The 16,402-nt window shown below is 65.5% G+C and carries 16 protein-coding genes and 1 tRNA gene; 6 read left to right on the top strand and 11 right to left on the bottom strand.

Going from position 1 to position 16,402, the window contains the following annotated elements; genetic code table 11:
• Positions 1 to 27 precede the first annotated feature (27 nt).
• The 3 genes from pbpC to AB7245_RS22220 form a co-directional block, all read right to left on the bottom strand.
• Positions 28 to 2,136, bottom strand: coding sequence for a penicillin-binding protein 1C (gene pbpC / locus AB7245_RS22230; protein WP_439034940.1), 2,109 nt, complete (start codon positions 2,134 to 2,136; stop codon positions 28 to 30).
• Between the two features lie 119 nt (positions 2,137 to 2,255).
• Positions 2,256 to 7,460 (bottom strand): alpha-2-macroglobulin family protein, encoded by a 5,205-nt coding sequence (locus tag AB7245_RS22225; protein WP_439034939.1) that lies wholly within the window; start codon positions 7,458 to 7,460, stop codon positions 2,256 to 2,258.
• The gene (locus AB7245_RS22220) at positions 7,457 to 7,699 is read right to left on the bottom strand and encodes a hypothetical protein (RefSeq protein WP_166341529.1); all 243 of its coding nucleotides are present in this window, start codon (positions 7,697 to 7,699) and stop codon (positions 7,457 to 7,459) included. The genes AB7245_RS22225 and AB7245_RS22220 overlap by 4 nt, the downstream gene beginning before the upstream one ends.
• A gap of 163 nt (positions 7,700 to 7,862) precedes the next feature.
• Here AB7245_RS22220 and AB7245_RS22215 point away from each other — a divergent pair.
• A tRNA-Arg gene (locus AB7245_RS22215) sits at positions 7,863 to 7,939 on the top strand.
• A gap of 238 nt (positions 7,940 to 8,177) precedes the next feature.
• Here AB7245_RS22215 and AB7245_RS22210 read toward each other — a convergent pair.
• From AB7245_RS22210 to AB7245_RS22200, 3 genes are all read right to left on the bottom strand, one after another.
• Positions 8,178 to 8,351, bottom strand: a complete 174-nt coding sequence (locus tag AB7245_RS22210; protein ID WP_231141891.1) for a hypothetical protein — start codon at positions 8,349 to 8,351, stop codon at positions 8,178 to 8,180.
• Between the two features lie 265 nt (positions 8,352 to 8,616).
• Positions 8,617 to 8,835 (bottom strand): hypothetical protein, encoded by a 219-nt coding sequence (locus tag AB7245_RS22205; protein WP_166341428.1) that lies wholly within the window; start codon positions 8,833 to 8,835, stop codon positions 8,617 to 8,619.
• A gap of 267 nt (positions 8,836 to 9,102) precedes the next feature.
• Positions 9,103 to 9,255 (bottom strand): hypothetical protein, encoded by a 153-nt coding sequence (locus AB7245_RS22200; protein ID WP_014495428.1) that lies wholly within the window; start codon positions 9,253 to 9,255, stop codon positions 9,103 to 9,105.
• A 188-nt stretch (positions 9,256 to 9,443) separates the two neighbouring features.
• Here AB7245_RS22200 and AB7245_RS22195 point away from each other — a divergent pair, with 188 nt between their 5' ends.
• The gene (locus AB7245_RS22195; protein WP_028161343.1) at positions 9,444 to 9,602 is read left to right on the top strand and encodes a hypothetical protein; all 159 of its coding nucleotides are present in this window, start codon (positions 9,444 to 9,446) and stop codon (positions 9,600 to 9,602) included.
• Positions 9,603 to 9,702: 100 nt separating this feature from the next.
• Here the strand turns inward: AB7245_RS22195 and AB7245_RS22190 are convergent, their stop codons facing one another.
• The 3 genes from AB7245_RS22190 to AB7245_RS22180 all read right to left on the bottom strand — a co-directional run bounded on the left by AB7245_RS22190 (position 9,703) and on the right by AB7245_RS22180 (position 11,193).
• Positions 9,703 to 10,485 (bottom strand): hypothetical protein, encoded by a 783-nt coding sequence (locus AB7245_RS22190; RefSeq protein ID WP_085401257.1) that lies wholly within the window; start codon positions 10,483 to 10,485, stop codon positions 9,703 to 9,705.
• 173 nt (positions 10,486 to 10,658) lie between these two features.
• The gene (locus AB7245_RS22185) at positions 10,659 to 10,895 is read right to left on the bottom strand and encodes a hypothetical protein (RefSeq protein ID WP_085401256.1); all 237 of its coding nucleotides are present in this window, start codon (positions 10,893 to 10,895) and stop codon (positions 10,659 to 10,661) included.
• Positions 10,896 to 10,965: 70 nt separating this feature from the next.
• The gene (locus AB7245_RS22180; RefSeq protein ID WP_028150973.1) at positions 10,966 to 11,193 is read right to left on the bottom strand and encodes a hypothetical protein; all 228 of its coding nucleotides are present in this window, start codon (positions 11,191 to 11,193) and stop codon (positions 10,966 to 10,968) included.
• Between the two features lie 263 nt (positions 11,194 to 11,456).
• Here AB7245_RS22180 and AB7245_RS22175 point away from each other — a divergent pair, with 263 nt between their 5' ends.
• Positions 11,457 to 11,804: a DUF6481 family protein gene (locus AB7245_RS22175; RefSeq protein WP_071914157.1), complete on the top strand. Its 348-nt coding sequence runs from the start codon at positions 11,457 to 11,459 to the stop codon at positions 11,802 to 11,804.
• A gap of 137 nt (positions 11,805 to 11,941) precedes the next feature.
• Here AB7245_RS22175 and AB7245_RS22170 read toward each other — a convergent pair whose 3' ends face one another.
• Positions 11,942 to 12,184, bottom strand: a complete 243-nt coding sequence (locus AB7245_RS22170) for a pentapeptide MXKDX repeat protein (RefSeq protein WP_028150975.1) — start codon at positions 12,182 to 12,184, stop codon at positions 11,942 to 11,944.
• Between the two features lie 297 nt (positions 12,185 to 12,481).
• Here AB7245_RS22170 and AB7245_RS22165 point away from each other — a divergent pair, with 297 nt between their 5' ends.
• Genes AB7245_RS22165 through AB7245_RS22155 form a run of 3 tightly spaced genes read left to right on the top strand, consistent with a single transcriptional unit; the run spans position 12,482 to position 15,410 of the window.
• Positions 12,482 to 13,504, top strand: a complete 1,023-nt coding sequence (locus AB7245_RS22165) for a TRAP transporter substrate-binding protein (RefSeq protein WP_063983435.1) — start codon at positions 12,482 to 12,484, stop codon at positions 13,502 to 13,504.
• Positions 13,501 to 14,055 (top strand): TRAP transporter small permease, encoded by a 555-nt coding sequence (locus AB7245_RS22160; protein ID WP_439034938.1) that lies wholly within the window; start codon positions 13,501 to 13,503, stop codon positions 14,053 to 14,055. The genes AB7245_RS22165 and AB7245_RS22160 overlap by 4 nt, the downstream gene beginning before the upstream one ends.
• On the top strand, positions 14,052 to 15,410 hold the full coding sequence (locus AB7245_RS22155) for a TRAP transporter large permease (RefSeq protein ID WP_063983437.1): 1,359 nt from the start codon (positions 14,052 to 14,054) through the stop codon (positions 15,408 to 15,410). Before AB7245_RS22160 ends, AB7245_RS22155 begins: the two co-directional genes overlap by 4 nt.
• Positions 15,411 to 15,554: 144 nt before the next feature.
• Here the strand turns inward: AB7245_RS22155 and AB7245_RS22150 are convergent, their stop codons facing one another.
• The gene (locus tag AB7245_RS22150; RefSeq protein WP_439034937.1) at positions 15,555 to 16,247 is read right to left on the bottom strand and encodes a GntR family transcriptional regulator; all 693 of its coding nucleotides are present in this window, start codon (positions 16,245 to 16,247) and stop codon (positions 15,555 to 15,557) included.
• Positions 16,248 to 16,402 lie beyond the last annotated feature (155 nt).

Below are 16,402 nucleotides of genomic sequence, written 5' to 3'. Positions count from 1 at the left end.
TCATTCCGACAACCGGTTAAGGCGGGGTCATTGAATTCGAATGACAACTGTGTCCGCGGCGCCAGTGGCGTCGATCACGGTGAGCCGCGCAAAGCCCGGACCGGGCGGATCGATCAGGCGCTGGCGGCGCCCGTCGATCTCACCGAGTGATGTTCCATTAACCATGATGGTCATGGGAAGGACGCCGCCGGCGACCTTCACCGGCATGGCTGCGCTTCCCTCGCCGCCGGAACGGTCGACATCGATCCGCGAGCCGTTCAGCGGGAACTGGATGTGCAGCGCCTGCTCGCTGCCGGTCCGCACCAGGTCCCCGACTGGGCGGAACCGCTTCAGCGGCAATGGCAACTTGGCGTTGCTGGCGACCAGGGTTCCCTTCGGCGGCTTCGGCAACGGGGCCAGCGTCTTGCCGGTGCGGGCGAAGGCGTCGAACAGGATCGGGGCTGCGGCCACGCGGCCGATCAGCCCGGGAACCGGCGCACCATCGGGCCGGCCGACCCAGACGCCGATGGTCATGCGGCCGTCGAAGCCGACCGACCATGCGTCGCGATAGCCGTAGGAGGTGCCGGTCTTGAACGCGATGCGGTTGTGAGCGGCATTTTCGGGCGGCGGCGTCCCCAGGAGCACGTTGCCGACCTGCCAGGCCGCGACCTGGTCCAGCAGCCGCAGCGGTTCCCGATCGTCCCGGCCGGTCATGAGGTCGCGCAACGGCATGGTGGTGCCGAGCCGGGCGAAACCCGTATAGAGCTGGGTGAGGTCCTGCAGTGTCACGCCGACGCCGCCGAGTCCCATCGCGAGCCCAGGTGCCTCGTCCTTGGGCAGGACCAGATTGCCACCGGCCTGCCGCAGCCGCGACGACAGCCGGCTCGCACCGACGCGGTCGAGCAGCACGATCGCCGGCACGTTCAGCGACAATTGCAGCGCCTTCTTCACCGGTACCGTGCCCTGAAACGTCATGTCGAAATTTTCCGGCGCGTAGGATCCGAAGCGGACGGGCCGGTCGTCGATCAGACTGTCGGGGTGGACGAAGCCGTCCTCGAAGGCGAGCCCGTAGATGAAGGGTTTTAGCGTCGAACCCGGCGAACGGACGGCGCGGGTCATGTCGACCTGCCCCGCCCGGCTCTCGTCGAAATAGTCGGCCGAACCGACGCGGGCGAGCACGTCGCCGCTCTCATTATCGACCACGATGATGCCGACCGAGATATTGGGCCCGAGCGCAATGGCACGGTCGCGCGCCAGCGGCTCCAGCACCTTCTGCAAATTGGCATCGAGCGTCAGCTTGATGACCGGCGTATCCTTGACCGTCGACAGCGCCGTGTCGGAGGCGTGCGGCGCGAGGATCGGCATCGGCTTGCGCAGTTTTGGCACGGGTACGGCCTTGGCCTGCTTCGCGTCCTCAAGGGCGACCACATGCTCCTCGACCATGCGGTCCAGCACGCGGTCGCGCGCCTTGCGTGCGGCCTCGGGATAGCGATCGAGCCGGCGCGTCTCCGGCGATTGCGGCAGCGCGACCAGCAGCGCGGCTTCCGCCAGCGACAAGCGCTTCGGCTCCTTGCCGAGATAGGCGATCGAGGCCGAGCGGATGCCTTCGAGATTGCCGCCGTAGGGCGCGAGCGCGAGATAGAGGTCGAGGATCTCGGCCTTGCTCATGCTGCGCTCGATCTCGATCGCCCGCACGATCTGCCGCAGCTTTGCATAGAGCGAGCGCTGCCGCCGCGGCTCCATCAACCGCGCCAGCTGCATCGAGATGGTCGAGCCGCCCGAGACGATGTGGCCGCGCGTGGTCAGCTGTAGTGCGGCGCGCCCGAGAGCGAGCGGGTCGAGACCATTATGCGCGTAGAAGCGCTGGTCCTCATAGGCGAGCAGCAGTTTGAGATAGGTCGGATCGACATTGGCCCTGGCATCGACCGGCAGCCGCCAGCGGCCGTCGGCCATGGCATACGCGCGCAGCAGTTTTCCGTTGCGATCGACGATCGTGGTGGAGACTTGGCGTGCCTCGTCGAGCGGCAGCGGGCCGAGCGAGTAGACCCAGGCGACGAAGCCGCAGGTGACGAGGATGAGCGTGAGCGCGAGGCCCGAGAGGACGCGAAAGCCCCTGCCCCTGGCTCCGTCATGGCCGGGCTTGACCCGGCCATCCACGTCTTTGCCGGCAGCGCCACAGTTCGTGGATGCCCGGGACATCTGCGCGAAGACGCGCTTCGCGCTTTTGCCCGGGCATGACGGCGGAGTATGTGGCTCTGCTTCGCTCATCTCACCACTCACTTCGCCGCCCGCACCTCGACGTTACCCGTCCCGGTCCGGCCGTAGCGCGAGGGATTGTACATGTCCTCGACATAGGCCTGCGGCAGCACGTATTTGCCGGGCGAGACCGCGCGCACGACGTAGGCGACGGTGAAGACCGACTTGGAGTCCGAGGCGCGATCGACCGCCGCCGTGAAGCGGTCGTCACGGAACTCGGTATCTTCGGGCTCCTCGCCGTCCTCGATCCAGTCCAGCGTGCCGCTGTCGCCGGACGAGACCAGCTTCGGATTGTCGATCTCGAGGCCCGCGGGCAGATAGTCGGACACCATGATGTGGCCGTACTCGGGCTTCGCTTCGGTGATCTTCAGCACCACGGCGAAACGCTGGTTCTGCTTGACCTTGCTGATGTCGGCGGGCTTGCCGTCGAGCGTGAAGTAATTGCGCTCGATCTTGAAGCCGTTCGATGCAGCCGGCTCCGGCGTGACCGGCGAGCCCGACACCGAGACCACCGCCTGAACCGGCGCATCGCCGGTGTTGGTGATCTTCAGCGGCTTGCCCTCCAGCGTCACAGCCTTGTAGCTGCGGTACAGCGCGGTCTTGACCGGCTGGCCGTCAACTTCCATCGACAGGTTCTCCTTGGCCAGCGCGCGCGCCGCCAGCACCAGCCACGCATTCTCCTGCGTGGATGTGTAGGGCGTCAGACCGCGCGCGGTCTCGACCCGCGACACCGCCTGCGTCAGCGTCGCCTTCGGCGCGTTGCCTTCGCTGGCAAGCGAGACCAGCGCTGCGGCATCGCGCAGCTGCGAGCCGTAGTCGGTGCGGCCGAACTCCAGCACCGGTTTTGGCGCAAGGCTGTCGAGCGCGGCACCGTAGACGCGTTCCGCGCGGTTGCGGTCGCCGACCAGTGCGAGCGCCGCCGCAAGCTGCGACTTCGCGATCGGGGTCGCGAGGTTGGCGAGCTTGGTGTCGGCGAGATAGCGGAGATCGCCGATCGGCGCCGCGCCGTTACGCGCGAGCACGTAGAGTCCGTAGGCGAGATCGCGCCCGCCGTCCTTCTCCGGCTCGTTGCCGTTCACGACCGAGTTGCGGATACGGTCGAGCGCGTTCTTGAACAGCACGTCCGGCACCGCAAAGCCCTTTTCGCGGGCGCGGGTGAGGAAGTCCGTCACGTAGGCGTCGAGCCAGGCGTCGTCGCCTCCGGCCGACCACAGGCCGAACGAGCCGTTGGAGCCCTGGCGTGCCAGCAGCCGCTCGATCGCATCGCGGATGCGCTGGTCGACCTCGGTGTCCATGGCCAGATGCGCGCCGGCGGCGAGCTCGTTGACATAGAGCAACGGCAAGGCACGGCTCGTGATCTGTTCGGAGCAGCCATAGGGATAGCGGTCGAGCGCCTTCAGGATCGTTGCGGCGTCGAGCGCCGTCGACAGGCTGGCCGACACCGAGACGCTGCCGGTGCCCGGGACGAGATCGGAGAACATGTCCGAGGTCAGCGTCAGGCTTTCACCCTTCGCCAGCGTCCGGATCGAACGCCGCGCCAGCACCTGCGTCGCCGCCTTGACGTCGAGCGCATAGTGACGCGCCAGCGCAAGGCCGTTCGGCCCCTTGATATCAACGTCGAGCGTCGCCTGCCCCGCCGCCGTCGCGTCGATTGCGAGCGTAAACGCGTTGCGCTGCTTGGCGCCGAGCTTGACCGTGGTTGCGGGATTTCCGGTCATCTTCACCGGGCCGCCTGTCTTCACGTTGATGAAGTAGTCGCCGGCCTGGCCCTCGACATTGTCGATCTCGAGGTTGACCGTGCCGTGGTCGCCATTGAGCAGGAAGCGCGGCAACGTCGTGGTCAGCACCACGGGGTCGCGGATCACGACATCCGTGTTGGCGCGGCCGAGCTTGGTCGCAGTCCACGCCACCGCCATCACGCGCGCGGTGCCGGCGAACTCGGGGATATCGAAGCTCACTTCGGCGGTGCCGTCGGCGGCGACCGTGACGATGCCCGAGTAGAGCGCGAGCGGCTTTTGCGCAGGCGGAGAGCCCTGCAATTCGCCGGCGCCGGCATCGCCGCCGGACTTGATCTGTCCGCCCGTGCCCGACATGCCGTCGATCAGTTGCCCATAGAGATCGCGGATTTCCGCGCTCAGGCGGCGCTGGCCGAGATAGTAATCGTCCGGCGCCGGCGGCTTGTAATTGGTCAGGTTGAGAATGCCGACATCGACCGCGGCGATGACGACCTTGGCGTCCTCACCCGGATTGAGCCCGTCGAGCTTGACCGGGATCTTCAACGTCGCATTCGGCCGGACCAGTGCCGGCGGCGTCAGCTTCACCTGGAGCGTGCGGGTCTGCTTGTCGATGCCGAACCATTTCAGGCCGATCGCCCGGCCCGGCATGCGTTGCGCAGCCGCATCGAGCGGGCGGCGCAGCGTCGCCACCACATAGGCGCCGGTGCCCCAGTCCTTGCCGACCGGCAGCCTCACCTGCGCGGTACCTTCCTTGACGTCGATGGTCTGCGTCGTCAGCAGGCGGTCGCCGAGCACGTTGACCGTGAGCTTGCCGGCGCTGCGGACGTTCACCGACACTGTCATGGTGTCGCCGGAGGCGTATTGCGGCTTGTCGATCGAGGTCTCCAGCAGGTCCGGCGTATCGGCGCTGCCGTCGGAATACCAGCCGACGTCGAACTGCACCGAGGTCACCGGACCGTCGGCGTCGTTCGACTTCACATCGAGCCGGTAGCGGCCGGGCTGCGGGCTCAGCGAGATTCGCGACGGCTTGTCGGCAGCGATCGTCACGTCGCCGTCGGAAACGCGCGAAGTCGATTTGACCGGCTCGTACTCCCAGTAATTGTTCTGGCGATACCACTGGTAGCGCGACTCCATCTTCAGGAGCTCGTAGCGCAGGCCATCGCGGCGCAGTCTCTCACCCTCAGGCGAAACGAACACTACGTCGAACTCGGCCTTGTCGCCCTCGGCGACGTTCTTGTCGCCGAACAGCGGCTTGGTGCCGATCATGGCGTTCGCGGGCGCGACCGGCAGCACGATCTTGCGCTCGACGGCGCGGCCGCCGGTCTCGACCATGCGCACGAAGATCTGCGCCTCCTGCGGGCGCGTCGAGGCAGGCTGCTTGTCCAGCGTCACCGGGAAGGTGGCAACGCCATTGGCGTCGGCTTCCGGCAAATTCTCCAGCGGCGTGCGCTCGTTCGAGGTGGTCTCCTCGTCGGCGACGCCGAACTGGTAGCCGGCAAAGCCCGGGCGTTCGCTCGCGGGCGCGACCAGCATGTCGCCTTCGAGCTGGAGACCGGAGGCCGGCGCGCCATAGAGGAAATGGCCATCCGCCTTGAGCTCCACCGGAGCGTTAGCTTTGATCAGCTTGTCCTTGGCGGACAAGTCGAATTCGATCCTGTCAGGAACGTAGTCCTCGACCATGAAGGTGGTTTCGCCGACCGACGAGCCCTTCGGATCGGTGAAGGCACGCACCCGCCAGGTCCCGGTCGGGACAGCCGAATTGAGCGGCACGGACAGCGTACGGCCGCCGGCGCCCTGGTCGGCCAGCACGGCGCGGCGGAATTCGACGCCGTCGGGGCGCTCGATCACCAGCGTCAGCGGCCCGCCGGCAACGGCATTGCCCTGCCCGTCGCGCAAGAGCGCGGTGAGATAGACGGTCTCGCTGGAGCGATAGACGCCGCGCTCGGCATAGACGAAGGCATCGGCGCCCGATGGCACCGCCCGGCCCGAAACGCCGCGGTCGGACAGGTCGAAAGCCGAGGTCTTCAGGCTCAGGAAAGCATAGTCGGCCTTCTCGCCCGTGACCGTCAGCATCGCCGGCGACAGGCCGCCCTCGCCACGCGCAAGCCCCGCCTCGAACAGCACATGGCCGCTGTCATCGGTCTTGCGGGTCGCCAAAATCTCGTTGTTGCGGGCAACCAGCCGCACCTCGGCCTTGCCGACCGGATCGGTCGACGCCAGCGAGTTCACGAAGACATGGATGCCGTCATTGCCGGAATAGGCTGCTACCCCGAGGTCGGAGACGATGAACCATTGGGTGGCGAGCTGATTGTCGTCATCCGAGCCCGGGCCCTTGGCCGCGGCCGTCATGACATAGACGCCGGGCTGAAGCTCGCCGAGCGCCTCGTCGACCGGGAAAGCCGTGGTGACGTCCTGGTTCAGCGTCATCGCGGTCGCGAGCTCGCCGGTCCAGACCTTGACGCCGCGCTCGGCGCCGAGATCGGAGAGCTGGTAGCGCGACAAGGTCTTCTGGAAATCGCTGTCCACCACCGTGTTGATCAGATTGCGGTCGCCGATCCGGAACACGTTGATGTTGACGGCGGGCGTGTTGACGCTGACCACGGGAATGCCGCGCTGGCCGGTCCGCGGCAGCACATAGGCACGGCTGGTGAAGCGCACGAACGGCTTGCGGTCGCGCACATAGACGTTGAACTCGGCCGATTTCGGCAGGCCCTCCTTCACGGTGGACGGCAAGCCGGCGCGCAGATTGATGTTGTAGCGCTCGCCGTGCTTCAGCCCGTCGACGCAGAGCTGCTTGCCTTCGGCCGATAGCGCCGGCTTGTCCTGGCCCGCCAGCGCGAGGTACGGCGCGAAATCGGTGCGCTTGGCCAGCTCCTCCGAGAACTGGAAGCAGGCGCGCGGGCTCGCCGAATCCGAGTCCACGGTATAGTCGAGCAGCCGGAAGCCGTGCTCGTCGCGCATCTTCTCGTATTGGCCGCGAACGTCGGCGACCTCGCGCATGTCGAGCGACAGCCGCAGCGCATCCAGCGCCGGCCGCCACAGCTTGCGTTCGGCCAGCGACTTGCCGAGCACGGCGAGCGCATCCGCCTCCTCGCCCGGATTGCCGGCGCGCTGGTAGGCGATGTAGGCGGCGGTCGAGGCCCGCTCCAGCAGGAACGTCTGCTCGCTCGAGCTTTTCGGCGAGATCTGGAAGATCACCTTGGCGAGCCGCAGCCAGTTGCCGGTATCCTCCGGCGTGGTCGCGGCGATCTGGCCGAGCACCGACAGCCCGGTGCGGAAATCATTGCGCCGGAAGGCGGCGTCGGCGTCGGTGCGCAGCGTCGCGCTGGTCTTGGCGACCGGCCCCGCTTCGCTCTTGATCTGGGCCTCCAGCTTGATCGCGGAATCGGCGAGGTCGTCGCGCTTGAACGCCTTGTCGGCGGCCAGCGCTGCGCTAAGGCCGAGCGCCAGCGTGGCGCAGAGTGTGACGGCGCGAACAAGACCGATCATAATGGACTCCCGGAAATCGCGGCGAACGCCGCGTGAGCATGAAATGCGCGGAAAGGTGACGGACTCAAGGCGATGGAACCAAAGGTGCAAATCGTCGCATTCGCCATGACAAGGCAAGCCCTGAGGAGACCGATCGAGATATCACCGCGCACGCCGTCCTGATGGCGCAGCCATACCTGACCGATCGACCGGCGGCCGTGTCCCGGAAGCTGGCCAGCGTTCCCGGCGATGTAATCCATCGTCCAGTCCGCTGCCGCTCAACCCGGCACCCTGACACCCCACCGTTCCGCTTAGTCGCGGCGTTGAGGAAAACGGTTCGGTTCAGACTTGGCGGGAGCGAGGATTTTTCATATTTGGCGTGATAGAAGACCGGCAGGCGGCAGCCGAGGCCGGCATCAAGACGGTCCCATAGCTCAACTGGATAGAGTAGCGGATTTCTACTCCGCGGGTTGCAGGTTCGAGTCCTGCTGGGATCGCCATTCATCACTGGATTGACGAGGCCGATGGAGCCGACTTGCGGTATCGGCCGCCCGCTCACCGGAGACGTCTTCAAGAGCCTCGCTGTTCTCGTCGATCCCGTGGACGATTTCGATTCGCGCTGCCGGAATTTCGGTGCCGCTTGATCGACGTGACGGACGCACAGTTACCAATCCTCATTACTTCACGAATACGTGGGTACCCTCGCCCCAGTCTTTGAACCGGACAGACGAACCCTATCTATGCGCCGGGCGACGTGCGCCCGATAGGGAATTCGATGCTGCCAACCGAGTGGACGAGAATGGCTATCGCATCTGCGGTTGCCGTGATCGCGATGTCGTATTTGGCAATCGACGCTGGCGTCGTGAGCTCCAGCGTGATCACACGGCGCATCGAGACGGCGCGGGCTTCCATTGCGGACGCGGCGGCCAGTCAGCATCAACTCGCCTTCGCTATTCAGGCCTGGGCGCGTCCAAGCCGCCAGAAGGCGGACTCGGAGCCACATTTGGAGCACTGCCTGGCGATCGATTGAGCCAGGCGCAGCACCAGATCAGCCGACGCCTAAGCGGCCTTTCTTTTGTTCACGGTCCGACTCCGCTTCGTTCCAAAAGCACGAATCGTCATCGCAAAAATCGGCAGCGCGCATTCATTAATGCCGCGTTTCGCTGGCTCGGTTCGTTCATGCATCCAAGGTCACGAGCACGGGCCGCAATCGGTACGCATCGATCGCGGCGTTCGACAGCAGCAGCCTGCGCCGCTCGCCGCGCAGCATCAACCGGTCGATCCTGTTCAGGATGAAGCGGGCTGAATCATTGGGCTCACCGGTGAGCAGGCCGGATTGGTCGAGATATTTCCAGGCGATCTCGAAAGACTGCGCGCGCAATTCGGGGTCTGTCATAGCCGGCCAACGTCGACGGGGAACGGATGTTCCTAACCGCGCAACGTCTGTCGCAGCGAACCACGGCGCGACGAAATGCGTAGCGCCGCGAACGAGATCACGACCAGCACGTTGGCTGCAACGGAATGGAGTGGTGCCGACCCGCCAGCCCCGGTCGGCTTTGAAGGGCCCCGTGCTTGTCCCCCCGAGCACGGGGCTTTCTCATGCAGGCCAACCAGCGTCCCGACCTCGGCCGGCCATTGGCGCGAGATCTCGCCGAGGATGCGATTAGTCCGTCTGCTCGTCGCGCCGGTCGCGGGCGAGCTGATGCCAGGCCAGAGCCAGTTGGATCAGTCTCTGCCGGTCGGCGCCGTCGGCGGACGCCGCGGCCCGCTTCATCGCCGCCTCGGCTTCGTGCTGTGGGTCGTACTTGGGGCACATGAGGCCGAACCTAACCGACCGATATGGACGGACCGATGGCAATTTCGTCCGTATGAATGCGGGGTGGCTTCGCGTCGTCCGAACCCACCCTGACGCATCTGTGAAGTGCGTCACAGCCTGCAACCGGCGTCTCGGCTAAACAGAACTCAACCGCTCGCACCACCGCGAGAGGGCATGGGTGGTCCATCATGACACAGGAAGCAGCAGCCGAGGCTCACGTCCCAACGCGACGCGCAAGGCCCGACCTGTTCGGCGCCACGTTTCTTGCCACCATCGGTATCGTGATGCTGGCCTGGATCGCAGGCCTGGTCTGGGCCGCGATCGCGTTCTTCAACTGGCTGGTGTGACGCGCGAAGCGATCAGTATCGCGTCAGCAAGCAATACGTTGCCCAGACAAAAAGAGGCGGGCCTGCGCCCGCCTCCTTGTTTCAGACCTTGCCTGAAGCCTCAGTAACACGCGCGAGGATCGGCCTGCACATACTGGCCGCTCGGATAGCGGTAGTAGCAATTGCCCTGGGCGAAATAATATCCGGGCCGCGAGGCAGCCGTGGCGCCGGCGATCGCGCCGGTGGCGCCGCCGATCACGGCACCCGCGGCCGCGCCCGAGGCGTTGCCCGAGATCAGGCCGCCCAGCACGCCGCCGACGATGGCGCCGCCAAGTGCGCTTGCGCCGGGATCAGCCGGTGGCGGAGGCGGCGGCGGTTCGTAGGCGACGGGAGGCGGCGCCGGAGCATAGGCCACCGGCATGTCGTCGAAGTAATCCTCGGAGATGTAGGCCGGCGGGCCGGCCATCCGCTGCGGATAATAGTACCAGACGCCGCCGACGTCCCACCACCAGCCGGAGCGGCCGTTGCGGACCTCGTGGCGCCAGCGCCCGCCATCCCAGGCGCGATTGCCGCGATAGGCGTGTCCGCCCCAGTCGCGCTCCGGTGCGGGGCCCCTGGCGTAATTGCGTCCGGGCGGCGGGCCACCTGCTCCGTGCGGGCCGGGACCGGGGCCGCCGGCGTGGGGCTGGCCGCCGGGCTGTTGCGCGGGCCGGGCCGCCTGCTGCGGCGGGGGGCCCTTGCGCATGTTCTGATTGTTCTGGGGCGGCGCGCCCGCGCCGGGCCCCGCAGGCGGCTGGGCCTGGGGTCTTGGCGGCAATGAGTCCTGTGCCTGCGCCGACAGCGCGACAAGGGACATGGCCGAAACCAAGGGAATAATGATCTTCATGCGGCTGGACGCACTCATGCGTGCTTAACCCCCTACTCTCGCGATTGCCGTGGTGCCTAGCGCGATAGACGATTCGCCTCGCGCCTGGCTGATGCCGGCGGACATAACTGACCTGCTTTGGTCGGCTAAGTCCCGTTACAAATGATTAAGATCACGGCAATTTTCGGCCCTGGGGGCGCGGCGGAACCGCTCTAGCGCGCCGGCTCGATCACATTGCAGTTGGTCCGCCCCGACATCAGGCAGTCCTGCATCTTGCTGGCCGCGGTGAGATCGCGGGCGAGCCACCAGCCGACACCGAGGATCACGAGCGCGATGATCAATCCGGCAATCGCACCACGACGGTTGTCGCCGGATTGAGGTTTTGCGAGGGATTTGGGCTTTTTGCCCGGTTCGGGCTTGGATTCGGGCTTGGACTCAGACTTGGACATGACTGGCCGATCGCAGGGGTGAGCCGGCTTTACCACCTCTGCGACGTCGCGTCACATCCCGGTCGATCGTTCAGCCCCGGGTCTGCCGGATCGCATCCTTGCGCGAGGTTTCGACCGCCGGAGTGGCCCGAGGTGCGCAGGTCGTCAGCAAGAATGCGGTCTGGGTGCATTCCCAATCCGCGCCGAGGACGGCACTTTCGATCGGCTTAGGGCGGGCGAGCAACAGTGCGACGCCAGCCAAGGCGACCACCGCGACGGCGATTGCGAGCGCCTTCGGGCTCAGTCTTGAGATCATCATGCCCGTGCTCCGTCTCGTACCGGGCGGACGCTAGGCGCCGCTCCGTGTGGTCCTCTATGAAGGACATCACAATTCGGCAGTTTTTCGGGGCTACGAGAGATCGTCGGTGGTGGCGATTTTTCGTCTACCTGATCGGCTGCGATTATGGGTGGCTTCGCGACGCGCGCCGATGTACACGCTTCTGCGTCGCGTGGTGCCTGCTATGCCCAGCCGACGTACCAACAGTCACCGATGTAGGATTGAAAGCGAGGAAGGCAAGGCCCGTGAGTGGATTTAGGGAACCCGGGTTTTCAGACCGGCAAAAGGCGGCGCAGGAAGCGCGCAAAAATCTTTTGAACAAATTCAAGTCGCAGCCCGGGCTGGATGATCCGGCGGTGGCGGCACGTCGTGCTGAGCGCGAGGCGCTCGCGGCCAAGCGCGCAGAGGCAAAGGCCGCGCGCGAAGCCGAGAAGGCTGAGCAGAAGCGTATTGCGGAAGAAGCTGCAGCGGCCGAAGCCGCGCGTATCGCCCGCGAAGCGGAAGAAGCGATCGCCAAGCAGGCTGAAGTCGAGGCCGAGCAAAAGGCCAAGCGCGACGCCCGCTACGCTGCCCGAAAGGCCAAGCGGAAGTAACGTTCGCAAGTCACGTTCAACTCACGTCGCGTTCAAGTGAAGTTGAACTGAAACATCGCTGGGGGCGGTCCATGTGACCGCCCTCGGACTTCCAAGCGCGCGTCTGCCTTCGCAGACGCCGCGACGACGGCGGAAGATCAGTTCTTCTTCATCATCCCGTCGTCTTTCTTCATCCCGTCCTTCGACATGTGGTCCTTCTTCATGCCGTCGTCCTTGGACATGGTGTCCTTCTTCATGCCGTCCTTGGACATCGTGTCCTTCTTCATCATGCCGTCGTCCTTGCCCATCTTGTCCTGGGCAAAAGCGGCCGGCGACAGCGCGAGGCCAAGCGACAGAGCGGCAGCCGAGACGCCGAGCACGATGCGGGTGCGAATGGTCATGAGTGATTTCCCTTCGAGATGGTGTTTGTCAGCGACGGACGCCGCTATCTGATCTCGACGGATTGCCCGCTGGCGTTGTTACGCGCCCACTGACAAAATTTCTGCGGGCCGGCTGCGAGGATGTTCCGTGTGCACTGCAGCAAGGCCGGCACTTGCCCCGGCATTCGGTCTCGAACTATCAGATGAGAGAATATTGGGTGAGAGACCGGCTAGGATGGACCTATGCGCTGGTCTCAAGGACCCAGCCCACCTCACACCAAACAAGAACCGGCCAAGGGCCGTCCAAGGGGATACACCATGCTCACGCGCCGTCATCTGATCGCGACCGCCGTCGCCGCACCCGCCATTCTTCGCTTCGGCACTGGTACCGCGCATGCCGCGACCACGCTGAAGATCTCGCATCAATTCCCGGGAGGGACCATCGACAAGGGCGACTTCCGCGACCGGCTCTGCCGCATGTTCGCGGCTGAAGTCGCCAAGCGCAGCAAAGGCGACATCGCTGCAGAAATCTATCCGAACTCCTCGCTGATCAAGACCAACGCGCAGTTCTCCGCGATGCGCAAGGGCGCGCTCGACATCAGCCTCTATCCGATGCCTTACGCCGGTGGTGAGCTACCGGAGACCAATATCGGCCTGATGCCGGGCCTCGTGACCACCTACGACCAGGGCATGCGCTGGAAGAAGGCGCCGGTCGGCAAGGCGCTGACTGACTTCCTCGCCGACAAGGGCATCATCCTGCTCACCTGGGTGTGGCAGGCCGGCGGCGTCGCCAGCCGCTCCAAACCGATCGTCGCCCCTGAAGATGCCAAGGGCATGAAGGTGCGCGGCGGCTCGCGCGAGATGGACATGGTGCTCCAGACCGCCGGCGCCTCGGTGCTCTCGGTGCCGTCGAACGAAATCTACGCGGCGATGCAGACCGGCGCCTGCGATGCCGGCATCACCTCCTCGACCAGCCTGATCTCGTTCCGGCTCGAAGAGGTCGCGAAGTCGCTGACCTCGGGTGCGGGTGCCTCCTACTGGTTCATGCTCGAGCCGCTGATGATGTCGAAGGCGATCTTCGACAAGCTGCCGAAGAACCAGCAGGACGTCCTGCTCGCGGTCGGCACCGAGCTCGAAGCCTTCGGCCGCAAGGGCGCGCAGGACGACGACGTCGAGGTCGCCAAGGTCTACGAGAAGGCCGGCGCCAAGGTCAGTGCGCTCGATGCCGCCACCGTCGGCAAATGGCGCGACATCGCCCGCGACACCGCGTGGAAGGATTACGGCGCCAAGACCGCGACCGCCGCCAACCTGCTCAAGCTCGCCTCCGACGTCGGCGCATGAGCCACGGTCCGCTTCCGGATCGTGACGACCAAGCGAACGCTGCCGCAGGGACCGGCCTTGCGGCGGCGATCGATCGCGGTCTCGCCGTCCTCAACACCATCATCGTCGTGTTCGCAGCGATCGCGCTGATCGCGGCCTGCGCCATCCTGAGCTACAGCGTGCTCAGCCGCGCTCTGTTCAAGGCCGCCAATTACTGGCAGGACGAGGCCGCCGTATTCCTCCTGGTCGGCGCCACCTTCATGACGGCGGCCTATGTGCAGCAGAACCGCGGCCATATCGGCATCGAGGCCTTTGTCGGCCTGCTGTCGCCGCTCGCGAACCGGATCAGGCTCTGGCTGGTCGATGCCGCGACGTTCCTGTTCTGCGCCTTTTTCACCTGGAAGTCGTGGACGCTGACCCATGAAGCCTATGTCGACGGCCAGGTCTCGAACTCGATGTGGTCGCCGCCGCTCGCCATTCCCTATTCGCTGATGGCGCTCGGGATGAGCCTGCTCTGCATCCAGATCCTCGTGCAGCTTGCGCTGCCTTTCGCAGGAGCCAGGCGTCCATGAGCGTTTTCGGTATCGGCCTCGCCTACGGTATCGCGACGCTGGTCGTGATGTTTTCAGGCATGCCGATCGCGTTCGCGCTCGGCGCGGTCGCGGTCGTGTTCATGGGCATCTACATGCCGGCCGCGTCCCTGGATACGGTGACGCAGAACGTCTACGAGGAAATGGCCTCGATCACGCTGCTGTCGATCCCGCTCTTCATCCTGAAGGGCGCCGCGATCGGCAAATCGCGCGCCGGCCAGGATCTCTATTCGGCCCTGCATGCCTGGCTGCATCGCGTCCCCGGCGGCCTCGGCGTCGCCAACGTGTTCGCCTGTGCGCTGTTTGCGGCGATGGCGGGCTCCAGCCCCGCGACCTGCTCGGCGATCGGATCGGCCGGCATCCCCGAGATGCGCAAGCGCGGCTATTCCGGCGGATTTGCTGCCGGCATCATCGCGGCCGGCGGCACGCTCGGCATTCTGCTGCCGCCCTCGATCACGATGATCCTGTTCGCGGTCGCCGCGGAAAAATCGCTCGGCCGGCTCTTCCTCGCCGGCATCGGCCCCGGCCTGCTGCTGGTCTCGCTGTTCGGCGCCTATGCGGTGATCCGCTTTCGCCAGGAATATGCCGCGGCGCAGGCGATCTTTGAGAAAGGCGGGCCTGAGGCTGCGATCCTGGCCCGCGACGAATACACGCTGGCCGAACGCTTCAGCGTGCTGCCGCGTGTAATCCCCTTCGTGCTGCTGCTCACCGGCGTCATGATCGCGCTCTATGGCGGCTACGCGACACCGTCGGAAACCGCCGGCCTCGGCGGCCTGCTCGCGCTGGCGCTGATAGCGGCGATCTACAGCGTGTGGCGGCCGAGCGACCTCGCCCCGATCTTGAAGTCGACGATCCGGGAATCGACCATGCTGATGATGATCATCGGCATGTCGCTGCTCTATTCCTACGTGATGAGCTATCTGCACATCTCGCAATCGGTCGCCGAATCCATCGTCGCGATGCACCTGCCGCGCTGGGAGCTGCTGTTCGCGATCCTCGTCATGGTCGTCGTGCTCGGCTTCTTCCTGCCGCCGGTCTCCATTATTCTCATGACCGCGCCGATCATCCTGCCGCCGCTCCGCGCCGCCAATTTCGACATCATCTGGTTCGGCGTGGTCATGACCATCGTGATGGAGATGGGGCTGATCCATCCGCCGGTCGGCCTCAACATCTTCGTCATCCGCAACGTCGCGCCGGATATTCCCCTGCGTGAGGTGATCTGGGGCACCCTGCCCTTCGTGCTGCTGATGATGCTCGCGGTGCTGCTGCTGTGCTTCTTCCCGGGAATCTCGACCGGGCTGCCGGACCTGGTGATGGGGCCGGACGGGAGCAGATGATGCTGCCGTAGGGTGGGCAAAGCGACTTGTCCGCCGTAGCTCGAAGAGCGAAGGGCGGAAGCGTGCCCACCATTTATCGTGTCCGTTGGACAGCGTGGTGGGCACGGCGCAAGTGCGCCTTTGCCCACCCTACTAGCGCATCGATTACGACTCGCTCTTCCGCCGTGCCTTCGGCGCGATCGTGCTGCCGGCCACCACCTGCAACAGATCCTTGCGCACCGCCTCGATGTGCCGCTCCAGGAACCGGCAGGCCTCCTCGACCTTCTGTGCACGGCAGAGCGCGATTAGATGGGCGTGCTCCTTCTCGGCTGTCCCCATCGCCTTGGTGTTGGAGAGCTGGAGGCGCGTGTAGCGGTCGCTGGTCTGGAGCAGCGACAGCACGATCGCGCGCGTACGCGGCTGCGGGGCGTGAACGTAGAGTGCCATGTGAAAATCGGCGTTGAGCTGGCCCCATTCGCTGACGTTACGCGCCTTGATCGCCTTCTCGAAGCTCTTGTGGATGTCATCGAGCCCGCTGAAATCATCGGCGGTGAAACGCGGCGCCGATTGCGCCAGGAGGCGTGGCTCCAGGATTCCGCGCAGGTCGAACACATCGTTGATCTCGTCCAGCGACAGCTCCGAGACGATCGCGCCCTTCTGCGGGACGATGCGCACCAGGCCTTCGGCTTCGAGCTGGAACAGCGCTTCGCGCACCGGGATGCGACTGACGCCATAGGCCTCGCCAAGCGCGTCCTGACGCAGTTGCGAGCCGGCCGGATAGGTGCCGTCGAGGATCGCCTGCCTGAGCTGGTCGACGATCGCGGCCGACAGGGTGCGATGCTTCAGAGGCTGTTTCATCTGACCTTCTGTTGTCCTTCCCGACTCATCCGGCCGAAGCGGTCTCTCTCTTGCATGTTGAGGGGCCCAACAAAAGTGCGCAGCCCGGCAAAAGCCAGTGCCCAGCAAAAGCGCGTCCTGCCGCCGAAATGACCGCAATCTCCGTTTGACACGCA

This window comes from Bradyrhizobium sp. 604_D8_N2_3 (assembly GCF_051810765.1).
GTDB classification, from domain to species: domain Bacteria; phylum Pseudomonadota; class Alphaproteobacteria; order Rhizobiales; family Xanthobacteraceae; genus Bradyrhizobium; species Bradyrhizobium barranii.
Note: the sequence above shows the minus strand (reverse complement) of the source record. Positions and strands in the feature narration are given on the sequence as shown.